At 56.2% G+C, this 10,641-nt stretch carries 9 protein-coding genes; 3 read left to right on the top strand and 6 right to left on the bottom strand.

What is annotated here, in order from left to right; all coding sequences use genetic code 11:
- Positions 1–461 precede the first annotated feature (461 nt).
- The 5 genes from ubiA to malK all read right to left on the bottom strand — a co-directional run bounded on the left by ubiA (position 462) and on the right by malK (position 5,587).
- Entirely contained in the window at positions 462–1,331 is an 870-nt protein-coding gene (gene ubiA, locus ACF8PE_RS21020; RefSeq protein WP_392495232.1) for a 4-hydroxybenzoate octaprenyltransferase, read from the bottom strand.
- A 12-nt stretch (positions 1,332–1,343) separates the two neighbouring features.
- On the bottom strand, positions 1,344–1,841 hold the full coding sequence (gene ubiC, locus ACF8PE_RS21025; RefSeq protein ID WP_392495233.1) for a chorismate lyase: 498 nt from the start codon (positions 1,839–1,841) through the stop codon (positions 1,344–1,346).
- Between the two features lie 181 nt (positions 1,842–2,022).
- The gene (gene malM / locus ACF8PE_RS21030) at positions 2,023–2,985 is read right to left on the bottom strand and encodes a maltose operon protein MalM (RefSeq protein WP_164539789.1); all 963 of its coding nucleotides are present in this window, start codon (positions 2,983–2,985) and stop codon (positions 2,023–2,025) included.
- Positions 2,986–3,098: 113 nt separating this feature from the next.
- Complete coding sequence (locus ACF8PE_RS21035; protein ID WP_032615958.1) at positions 3,099–4,406, bottom strand: maltoporin; 1,308 nt, start codon at positions 4,404–4,406, stop codon at positions 3,099–3,101.
- Positions 4,407–4,477: 71 nt separating this feature from the next.
- Positions 4,478–5,587 carry a maltose/maltodextrin ABC transporter ATP-binding protein MalK gene (malK, locus tag ACF8PE_RS21040; RefSeq protein WP_032615954.1) on the bottom strand — a complete coding sequence of 370 codons (1,110 nt, stop codon included), beginning with the start codon at positions 5,585–5,587 and terminating at the stop codon, positions 4,478–4,480.
- A gap of 369 nt (positions 5,588–5,956) precedes the next feature.
- On the opposite strand from malK, the gene malE reads away from it, so the two are divergent.
- The 3 genes from malE (at position 5,957) to malG (ending at position 9,847) form a co-directional block, all read left to right on the top strand.
- On the top strand, positions 5,957–7,147 hold the full coding sequence (malE, locus tag ACF8PE_RS21045; RefSeq protein ID WP_032615953.1) for a maltose/maltodextrin ABC transporter substrate-binding protein MalE: 1,191 nt from the start codon (positions 5,957–5,959) through the stop codon (positions 7,145–7,147).
- Positions 7,148–7,256: 109 nt separating this feature from the next.
- Complete coding sequence (gene malF, locus ACF8PE_RS21050; protein WP_392495234.1) at positions 7,257–8,801, top strand: maltose ABC transporter permease MalF; 1,545 nt, start codon at positions 7,257–7,259, stop codon at positions 8,799–8,801.
- 155 nt (positions 8,802–8,956) lie between these two features.
- Positions 8,957–9,847: a maltose ABC transporter permease MalG gene (gene malG / locus ACF8PE_RS21055; protein WP_059308953.1), complete on the top strand. Its 891-nt coding sequence runs from the start codon at positions 8,957–8,959 to the stop codon at positions 9,845–9,847.
- A gap of 94 nt (positions 9,848–9,941) precedes the next feature.
- Here malG and psiE read toward each other — a convergent pair whose 3' ends face one another.
- On the bottom strand, positions 9,942–10,352 hold the full coding sequence (gene psiE, locus ACF8PE_RS21060; protein ID WP_032615949.1) for a phosphate-starvation-inducible protein PsiE: 411 nt from the start codon (positions 10,350–10,352) through the stop codon (positions 9,942–9,944).
- Positions 10,353–10,641: the final 289 nt, after the last annotated feature.

The raw sequence follows: 10,641 nt of genomic DNA on the forward strand, positions 1-10,641 counted from the left end.
TGCCCCTTTCAGGCGACTGAGAAGCTTGAGGGAGCGTGAATCCGGCTGAAAATCGACGAAGCGTTTCCGTAAGGCCGGGGCGAGGCGCAGGGACGCGCCGAGAGGGCATAGCCTGCATGGATGCAGGCTGGTGCCCGACCCGAAAGCTGGAGGGAATAAGCTGAGGACAAAATTGCCGGGAGCAATTTTGAACAGCGCCTGCGCTGGCCCCGTAGGGGTGAGCCCCAGGGACGGGGCGAATAATCCGCGAAGCGGCGATTTTCTTTGCCGGGAGCCGGGGTAGCCAGGGGGGGAGGCGGCGAGCCCCCCTGGCACGTTCACCGCAGCGGAAGGGACATAAAGCAGAGGTACTTTAGTGAACGGAACCCTTCCACCTCAGTCAATTAGAAATATCAAATTGCTTAACTGACTGGCATTACAGCCTTTAGGCTGCCATTTTTTACCTCGCCACCGGGCATTGTTTACGCCCAGTAACTCACCGCCAGGCCCAGGAACAACACCAGCCCTACATAGTTATTGTTCAGGAACGCTTTAAAGCAGGCTTCGCGCTCGCGGTTTGCGATAAGCTTTTGCTGATAGATGAACAGCACACCCGCCGCCGCGACCGCCGCGTAAAATGCGCCGTTAAGCTGGTTCAGGTAACCAATGCCCACCATTAACCCCAGCACCGCGACCTGCAAAATCCCGATGATCAGCTTGTCCTGACGACCAAACAGAATGGCAGTGGATTTGATGCCGATTTTCAGATCATCGTCCCGATCGACCATCGCATACTGCGTATCGTAAGCTACGGCCCAGAGGATGTTGGCCAGGAACATCAGCCAGCAGCTCAACGGCACGCTTTCGCTGACGGCGGCAAACGCCATCGGGATCGACCAGCCAAAGGCGGCACCCAGCACCACCTGCGGCAGGTGGGTGTAGCGCTTCATAAACGGGTAGACCCAGGCCAGCGCCAGCGCTGCCACGGAGAGCAGAATGGTCATGGTGTTCAGGGTCAGCACCAGCAGGAACGAGAGCAGGATCAGCACCACAAACAGCGTGCGGGCCTCTTTCTCGGTGACATCGCCGCTCGGCAGCGGGCGATTAGCGGTGCGTTTTACATGGCCGTCAAACTTACGGTCGGCATAGTCGTTGACGACACAACCCGCCGCGCGCATTAACCAGACGCCCGCCACAAACACTGCCAGGATCCACAGCGGCGGCAGGCCGGGGGTAGCCACCCACAGCGCCCACAGCGTCGGCCACAGCAGCAGCAGCGCACCGATCGGCTTGTCGGTTCGCATCAGGCGGTGGTACGCCAGCAGCTTGTTCTGCATGAGACTCCTCTCCATTTTTTCTTCCTCTTAGTACAGCGGCGACGCCGGTAAAAACAGCTCGGTCAGCATCAAGGGTTTACCACTTAAGCGCAGGCGGGAACGGCGTCCCAATAGCCCGGCCTCGTGCCCAATCGCGATAAAATCACGGGTAAGCTCGGAGGAGGTGAACAGATAACGCCCCAGCGGGGTTTTGCCCATCTGTTGCAGCGCCATCTCCGGCCCGGTGAGGGTGGACTCAGGCACCACGGTGCGCCCGGCCAGCCACGGCTCGCCATCGGCACAGAGCAGGATCTCCCGCAGCCAGTAACGCGCCTCTTTCGGCAGTAACGGCAGCTCATCTGCCACCGCGTCAGGCGTGACAAATCCCTCCTGAATGAGGGTGACGGTGACCTTTTTGCCCTGCTGCTCAAAACGTTTGGTCATGGAATCTTCCAGCAGCAGCCAGTCGAGCTGCTCCGGTTCCAGCGCAGGAATTTCGTCAAAATAACGCAGTGCGCGCAGGAGCAAAAGCGCGGGGTGTGACATGCCTGACTCTCCGATACATAACGTGAAGCTATTGTATCGCAGAAACGCGGAATGGGGGCGGGCAAACGTGAACTAGCGAACATTATCGCAACAGAGATGCAACAGCGGCAGTCAGCGCAAAAAAAGTGCGCCCGCAAGGGCGCACCAAACTACTGACAAAATCAGCACTGTGGGGAGACGGTCACCCCTTGCCTTTTACACTGCTGATAAAGGTGGAACGGGCAGTGGTCGAGCCTAAACGCTCGGCTTCATCGAGGAGTTTCAGCGCCTTATCGACGTCACCTTTAGCAACTGCCTGTTTAATGGCCTGATTGAAGTAGGTTTCGGTGTCATTCAGCACCGGCTCGGCTTTCTTCGCGGCGACCGGGGCGGCAACAGGAGCAGCAGCAGCAGCCGGTGCAGCGGCTGGCGCGGCGTAGACCGGGGCAGGTGCTGCGGTGTTACCCACGGTGACCGGGCCCTGGCCGGAAGAACCAAACAGCGGGCCGACCAGCACGCTGGAGGCATTATTGGTAGAAACTTTCAGCTTCAGCTCGCCGTCGGTGACGTGGCGGGCAAGCGGATCCGGGATATCCGGTACGGCGTTGCCGGTGCCTTTGGCATAGGCTTTTGCCGGGTTGATGAGTTTGGTGGTTTGCTGCAGATCCTTATCAGTGGTAAACACCAGGACGTACAGTTTTTGCTGGCCCAGCGCAGGCGTCAGGCGCATCACCCCTTCCAGGCGGTCAGCGCTCATTACGCCCGGCTCCTGGTAGGTAAAGTATTCGCTTGGGAAGTAGGCCGATGGCGTCAGGTTCTGATCCAGAATCAGCACGTTCGGGGCGAATACGCTGGTTTGCTTGTTCACTATACTGGTCAGCGTAAGGGTGATTTCACCGATATTGGCAGGCACGCTGTAGGCCGCCACCGGGCCGCTGATCCCCGGCACATTCAGGGTCTGGCCACCGGTAGAAAGCTGGGTGGTCTGGGTTTTAGACTGGTCGACAGGCGTCCAGACTAACTGTTGCAGTGCGGCAGCCGGTACAGCAGGCGCGGCGCTGGTGTTTTGCGGTACAAAATTGACGTTCGCCAGGGTGACGGCGGGAGCACTTGCCAGTAACCCTGCGGAGAGGCACAGCGCGACGAGACTTTTCTTCATTTTCATTATGTTTACCTCAGATAGCATCAGCACTGCGGTGGCCAGGCAATAGCGCGCAGCACCCTATGAAGAGAGGGGCTTGCGCCCCTCTTTTAGGTCAATACATCAGGTGTTACGTATTACCACCAGATTTCCATCTGGGCACCGAAGGTCCACTCATCGTTGTCGCCACGGCTGAAGGTTTTCGCGGAAGTGTCGCGGTACGCTACGCCAGAGGTGTAGCCAGTATCGCCGTTGTTCGCGTAGCCCCATTTCTCATCCCACTTGGCGTAGGTTGCGAAGACACGGATAGCCGGACGAGACCAGATGCTGTCGCCTGCCTGCCACTGTTGTGCCAGGGTGATTTTGTACTGGTTGTTGGTATCGTCAGTTTTCTGAGATTTAACGTTGTCGTAGCCAACTTCCAGCAGGGTGGACATGATTGGCGTCCATTTGAACATTGGACGAACGCCGACGGTCCACCACTCGGTGCCGTTGTTGTTGTCGCGGTCAATGTTCTGGTACATACCGACGTACATCAGGTCCCACTGGTCAGCCAGGGTGATCGCACCGTGGTCGATCACGCGGATCATCGAACCGTCGTTATCAACGCTACCGCCCTGTGGAATACCTTTGCCGTTAGAGGTCATAGAGTCCGTGCCGTACTGCACAACGAACTTGTTAAAGCCTTTCAGCATGCTCTGGGTGTGTTCAGCAGTGAACATCCAGCCATCTTTAGAGGCGCCAGGCTGCAGATAGTAATCGTCTGGAATGTTGGTGTGACCGTAGTCAACGCCCAGCTCCAGGGTACCGCCTGGGTTGATTTCCATGCCCGCTAAACGAACATCGAAGACATCGTTCGGTACGACGTTGTCATAAATGCGATCGCCATTGGCATCACGATCGGCGAAGGTTGCAGAACCGCCGGACTCAGAAGAACGGGTTGCTGCCAGAGAGAGTTTACCGAAGCCCAGATCGATGTTTTCGATACCTGCACCAGGACCAGAGATATCCCAGTAGTAGAAGTCGATCATGTGGACGTCATGACGCTGATAAAAGCGCTTACCGGCCCAGATGGTGGAGCCTGGCAGCCATTCAATCAGGTTTTTACCCTGCACGTTTGCTTCACGGAAGGCCGGGCTGGTTGATTCCCAGTCATTCTGCTGTGAAACGGAGTAGGCTACGTTGGTGTCGAAGTAGAAGCTCTTGTCGCCCTCTTTCCACACTTCCTGGCCCAGTTTCAGCTCGGCATAGGTTTCACATTCGTTACCAAGACGGTATTTACTTTGTGCACCTGTTGCCTGGAAACACTGCTGTTCGCCACCACTCCCGGTCCAGCCAATGCCAGAACGAGCATAACCTTTAAAGTCGACAGCGCCGGCCTGGGCAGACAGGATGCCTGCCGCAATGGCGACCGCCAGAGGGACTTTGCGCAGAGTAATCATTATTCTATCTCCTGAGATCATTGCTTTTCTTTGAACACTTCACCTGATGGTTTCGTGCTTATTATTGGGATTGCTTAAACGCCTGGCTCCTGGTGCAACCGACGACATGCAGTGCCATCTTCTCGGAACAGATGGCAGCGCTCTGGCGGCAAGCCGATAGCGAATGTGGCACCCTCTTTTACCAACACCACGTCATTCTGGCGGTACACCAGGTTCTGACGAATGGCTGGGATCTGGATATGAATCTGTGTTTCGTGACCAAGTTGCTCAACCACCTGAACCTCACCTTCCAGCGTCACATCAGCGATGTGGCTCGGCAGCAGATGCTCAGGGCGGATCCCGAGGGACATGTTTGCCCCTACCTGTACGTTTGCACTGTCTACCGGTAACCACACCTGCTGGCGGTTAGGCAGTTCAACCTGAACCTGTTCAATGGCGGTGGCGGTGACTTTGACCGGCAGGAAGTTCATCTTTGGCGAGCCAATAAAGCCCGCAACAAAGCGGTCTGCCGGGTAGTGATAGAGTTCCAGCGGTTTGCCCACCTGGGCCACGCGACCGGCATCCAGCACCACAATCTTGTCGGCCAGGGTCATCGCTTCGACCTGATCGTGGGTGACGTAAATCATGGTGCGGCCCAGACGCTTGTGCAGGCGGGAGATTTCAATACGCATCTGCACGCGCAGCGCGGCGTCGAGGTTCGACAGCGGCTCATCGAGCAGGAACACGCGCGGCTCTGCCACCAGCGTACGGCCAATCGCCACACGCTGACGCTGACCACCGGAGAGCGCCTTCGGCTTACGCTCCAGCAGGTGTGCCAGCTGCAGGACTTCGGCAACCTGGGTCACGCGCTGGTTAATGGTCTCTTTTTTGGCGCCGGCCAGCTTCAGGCCGAACGACATGTTCTCGGCAACGGAGAGATGGGGATAAAGTGCATAGGACTGGAATACCATCCCGACGCCGCGCTCCGCAGGCGGGATATCGTTCATACGGGTATCGCCAATCATCAAATCACCGCTGGTGATGGTTTCCAGACCGGCAATCATGCGCAGCAGCGTGGATTTACCACAGCCTGACGGGCCAACAAAAACCACGAATTCGCCTTCCTGAATATCGAGGTTGATATCTTTCGATACCACCACGTCACCCCAGGCTTTCGTTACGTTACGCAGTTCTACGCTCGCCATGCCCTACTCCCTTCGTTACAACCTGTCATCGACAGAAACATTCAATATGGGCTGACTATGCGGTATCGCAACGCGTCGCGAATCCTCCACCCCCTGCCTTTTTTATGGGGGAGGAGGCGGGAGGATGAGAGAGAGGACTCCACCAGCGCGGCGCGGGGGCTGAGGCTAAATTCGTGATGTCACTGGCAAAATTCACCGTACTTTTATGTGCGCTGGGACACATAACTCAATTTTATGCAACGCAGATCACATAAAACGGGGGTGGGGCGTAGGGGACGGGAGGATGGAAAGAGGATGTCAAATAAGGAGACTGAGCGACGTTGAACCACCTCATGTATCCACAGCACATCACCAAAAAGGATGGCAGATATGAATATCAAGACTGGCGCACGCGTTTTCGCATTGTCCGCCCTTGCAGCAATGATGATCTCCGCTCCGGCGCTCGCCAAAATTGAAGAAGGTAAGCTGGTAATCTGGATTAACGGCGACAAAGGCTACAACGGCCTGGCCGAAGTGGGTAAAAAATTCGAGAAAGATACCGGCATCAAAGTCACCGTTGAACACCCGGACAAACTGGAAGAGAAATTCCCGCAGGTTGCGGCGACCGGCGACGGCCCGGATATCATCTTCTGGGCGCATGACCGTTTCGGTGGCTACGCACAGTCTGGCCTGCTGGCAGAAGTTTCTCCCGATAAAGCCTTCCAGGACAAACTGTTCCCGTTCACCTGGGATGCCGTACGTTACAACGGCAAGCTGATTGCTTACCCGGTAGCGGTTGAGTCGCTCTCCCTGATTTACAACAAAGATCTCGTTCCTAACCCGCCAAAAACCTGGGAAGAGATCCCGGCGCTGGATAAAGAGCTGAAGGCGAAAGGTAAGAGCGCGCTGATGTTCAACCTGCAAGAGCCGTACTTCACCTGGCCGCTGATTGCTGCCGATGGCGGTTACGCGTTCAAATTTGCTGACGGCAAATATGACGTGAAAGATGTCGGCGTGGACAACGCAGGCGCGAAAGCGGGTCTGACCTTCCTGGTTGACCTGATCAAGAACAAACACATGAACGCAGACACCGATTACTCCATCGCTGAAGCCGCGTTCAACAAGGGCGAAACCGCGATGACCATCAACGGTCCGTGGGCATGGTCCAACATCGATAAGAGCAAAATCAATTACGGCGTCGCGGTACTGCCAACCTTCAATGGCAAACCGTCTAAACCGTTCGTTGGCGTGCTGAGTGCCGGTATCAACGCCGCCAGCCCGAACAAAGAGCTGGCGAAAGAGTTCCTGGAAAACTACCTGCTGACCGATCAGGGTCTGGAAGAAGTGAACAAGGATAAACCGCTGGGTGCTGTGGCGCTGAAATCCTTCCAGGAAACGCTGGCGAAAGATCCACGCATCGCCGCCACCATGAGCAACGCCGAGAAAGGTGAAATCATGCCGAACATCCCACAGATGGCTGCCTTCTGGTATGCCACCCGTACTGCGGTGATCAACGCCGCCAGCGGTCGTCAGACTGTGGATGCCGCGCTGAAAGATGCTCAGGGTCGTATTACCAAGTAAGACAGGCTGTAACCCCCTCATCCCGGCATTCTCTCTTGAGGGAGAAGGCCTCTCTCTCAGGGAGAGGCCTGGGATGAGGGTTGTTTAATTGTTGTAGAGGAAGATCCCCATGGATGTCGTTAAAAAGAAACACTGGTGGCAAAGCGACACGCTGAAATGGTCAGTGATTGGTCTGCTGGGTTTGCTGGTGGGTTACCTTATTGTTTTGATGTACGCCCAGGGGGAGTACCTGTTTGCCGCCATGACGCTGATCTTAAGCGCGGTCGGCCTCTATATTTTTGCGAATCGTAAAGCTTACGCCTGGCGCTATGTTTATCCGGGTGTGGCCGGGATGGGACTGTTTGTTCTGTTCCCGCTGATCTGCACCATCGCCATTGCCTTCACCAACTACAGCAGCACCAACCAGCTTGCGCAAGAGCGCGCCCAGCAGGTGCTGATGGACCGTTCTTATCAGGCCGGTAAGACCTTCAACTTTGGCCTCTACCCGGCCGGTGATGAGTGGAAGCTGGCGCTGACTGACACGACCACGAACAAATATTACGTCTCCGACGCCTTTAAATTTGGCGGCGAGCAGAAACTGGCCCTGAAAGAAGCAGACGCCCTGCCAGAAGGGGAGCGCGCTAACCTGCGTGTCATCACCCAGAACCGCCAGGCGCTGACCCAACTGACCGCCGAACTGCCAGACGAAAGCAAAGTGATCATGAGCTCGCTGCGCCAGTTCTCCGGCACCAGCCCGCTCTATACGTTGGGCGATGACAGCACACTGACCAACAACCAGACCGGCGTGAAGTACCGTCCGAACAACGACATCGGCTTTTACCAGTCTGTGAATGCTGACGGCAACTGGGGCGACGATAAACTCAGCCCGGGCTATACCGTCACCATCGGCTGGGACAACTTTACCCGCGTCTTCACCGACGAAGGCATCCAGAAGCCCTTCTTCGCTATCTTCGTTTGGACCGTGGTCTTCTCGGTACTGACCGTGATCCTGACCGTGGCCGTCGGCATGGTGCTGGCCTGCCTGGTGCAGTGGGAAGCGTTAAAAGGGAAAGCGATTTACCGCGTCCTGCTGATCCTGCCGTATGCCGTGCCGTCGTTCATCTCGATTCTGATTTTCAAAGGTCTGTTCAACCAGAGCTTTGGTGAAATCAACATGATGCTGAGCGGGCTGTTTGGCATTAAACCGGCCTGGTTCAGCGACCCGACCACCGCCCGTACGATGATCGTTATCGTCAACACCTGGCTCGGCTATCCGTACATGATGATCCTGTGCATGGGCCTGCTGAAGGCGATCCCGGATGACCTGTACGAAGCCTCGGCGATGGACGGTGCGACCCCGTTCCAGAACTTCTTTAAGATTACGCTCCCGCTGCTGATCAAGCCGCTGACGCCGCTGATGATTGCCAGCTTCGCCTTTAACTTTAACAACTTCGTGCTGATTCAGCTGTTGACCAACGGTGGCCCGGACCGTCTCGGCACCACCACGCCGGCCGGCTATACCGACCTGCTCGTGAGCTACACCTACCGTATCGCCTTTGAAGGCGGCGGGGGCCAGGACTTCGGTCTGGCGGCGGCCATCGCCACCCTGATCTTCCTGCTGGTAGGCGCGCTGGCGGTGGTGAACCTGAAAGCCACACGCATGAAATTTGACTAACTGGAATCACCAGACGTTATTGGCGCAGCCAGTCTGGGCGCTGCCAGCACGCAAGAACCGGAGCGTACACGAAGTACGTGAGGATTCTGAGCACTGTCAGCGTTCAAAACGGCAAGCAAAATAGCCTGGAGCGGTGTTAAGGAGTAAAGAATATTATGGCTATGGTCCAACCCAAATCTCAAAAGCTGCGCCTGCTGGTTACGCACTTAGGGCTGCTGATTTTTATCGCGGCGATCATGTTCCCGCTGCTGATGGTTATCGCCATCTCCCTGCGTTCCGGGAACTTCGCCACCGGTAGCCTGATCCCGGAGCAAATCTCCTGGGAGCACTGGAAACTGGCGCTGGGCTTCAGCGTGGAACACGCCGATGGCCGCGTCACGCCGCCGCCGTTCCCGGTACTGCTGTGGCTGTGGAACTCGGTGAAAGTCGCCACCATCACCGCGATTGGTATCGTGACCCTCTCCACCACCTGCGCTTACGCCTTTGCCCGTATGCGCTTTAAAGGGAAAGCGACGCTGCTGAAAGGGATGCTGATTTTCCAGATGTTCCCGGCGGTCCTGTCGCTGGTGGCCCTGTATGCGTTGTTCGACCGCCTCGGCCAGTATGTGCCGTTCATCGGCCTGAACACCCACGGCGGGGTGATTTTCGCCTATCTTGGCGGTATCGCGCTGCATGTGTGGACCATCAAAGGCTATTTCGAAACTATCGATAATTCGCTGGAAGAAGCGGCGTCGCTAGATGGCGCAACCCCGTGGCAGGCATTCCGTCTGGTGCTGCTGCCCCTGTCGGTGCCAATTCTGGCGGTCGTCTTTATTCTGTCGTTTATCGCCGCCATCACAGAAGTGCCGGTCGCGTCACTGCTGCTGCGTGATGTGAACAGCTACACCCTTGCGGTAGGGATGCAGCAATACCTCAACCCACAAAACTACCTGTGGGGCGACTTTGCCGCAGCCGCCGTACTCTCCGCTATCCCGATCACCGTCGTGTTCCTGTTGGCCCAGCGCTGGCTGGTGAACGGCCTGACCGCAGGAGGCGTGAAAGGTTAAGTATCATTGTTATACCACTGCAACCCTCAACTTTGCCTTGATGTCTTGATCCAAACTTGTGACTGTATTCGGCGGCCCTCGGGCCGCCCTTTTTTTATTCCCGTTTCAGCCGCTTCGAGTTGCACAGCCAGAGCGTAACCACCAGCAGCAGGATGGCCGCCGAATAAAGCAGCACGTCGAGGGGTGATTTATGATCGACGATGATCAGCCGCACAATCGCGGTGATCCCAATGTAGACAAAGTAGCGAAGCGGGAAGTGAAAGCCCGACTGAAAGTACTTAACGATCAGGGCGATAAATTCGAAGTAAAGAAAGTAAACCACCAGCCCTTCAACCAGCTCGTATTTGCTGGTTTGCTCAGGGGCAAAAAGCACATCAGCCAGATGCACCGTCTCTTTACCGAGGAAGATGACGAGAATCAGGCCAAGGCTCAACAGACCCAGGTTCAGCACGGTCTGTAAAAGGGTCGAGATAAACTCAACGCGTGGGCGAGTCAGGGATGTCATACAGCACCTCATTCTCCGGGGCGAGGTTCCTGTATAACGCAAAAATGTGACGGGGATCTATATTTTTTGTTTATATTTTGTTCAGGTGCAAACCCGCAGGTAAAAAAATGCCGGCAATAAGCCGTAATGCCAGCCAGTTAAGCAATTCGATATTTCTCAGTGACTGAAGTGGAAAGCTTACGTTCACTAAAGCACCTCTGCTTTATGCCCCCTCCGCTGCGGTCAATGCTTCGGCGATGTTCAGCCGGACTCCCCCACCCTCACGCTTCTCGGTCGCCTGAATGTGGCA

It is taken from the genome of Leclercia sp. GLN_9 (genome assembly GCF_043105735.1).
GTDB lineage: Bacteria > Pseudomonadota > Gammaproteobacteria > Enterobacterales > Enterobacteriaceae > Enterobacter > Enterobacter adecarboxylatus.

Excerpts from the sequence above, each read along its gene's own strand:
- ubiA (WP_392495232.1), bottom strand. The coding sequence starts at position 1,331 with ATGGAGAGGAGTCTCATGCAGAACAAGCTGCTGGCGTACCACCGCCTG.
- ubiC (WP_392495233.1), bottom strand. The coding sequence starts at position 1,841 with ATGTCACACCCCGCGCTTTTGCTCCTGCGCGCACTGCGTTATTTTGAC.
- malM (WP_164539789.1), bottom strand. The coding sequence starts at position 2,985 with ATGAAAATGAAGAAAAGTCTCGTCGCGCTGTGCCTCTCCGCAGGGTTA.
- malK (WP_032615954.1), bottom strand. The coding sequence starts at position 5,587 with ATGGCGAGCGTAGAACTGCGTAACGTAACGAAAGCCTGGGGTGACGTG.
- malE (WP_032615953.1), top strand. The coding sequence starts at position 5,957 with ATGAATATCAAGACTGGCGCACGCGTTTTCGCATTGTCCGCCCTTGCA.
- malF (WP_392495234.1), top strand. The coding sequence starts at position 7,257 with ATGGATGTCGTTAAAAAGAAACACTGGTGGCAAAGCGACACGCTGAAA.
- malG (WP_059308953.1), top strand. The coding sequence starts at position 8,957 with ATGGCTATGGTCCAACCCAAATCTCAAAAGCTGCGCCTGCTGGTTACG.
- psiE (WP_032615949.1), bottom strand. The coding sequence starts at position 10,352 with ATGACATCCCTGACTCGCCCACGCGTTGAGTTTATCTCGACCCTTTTA.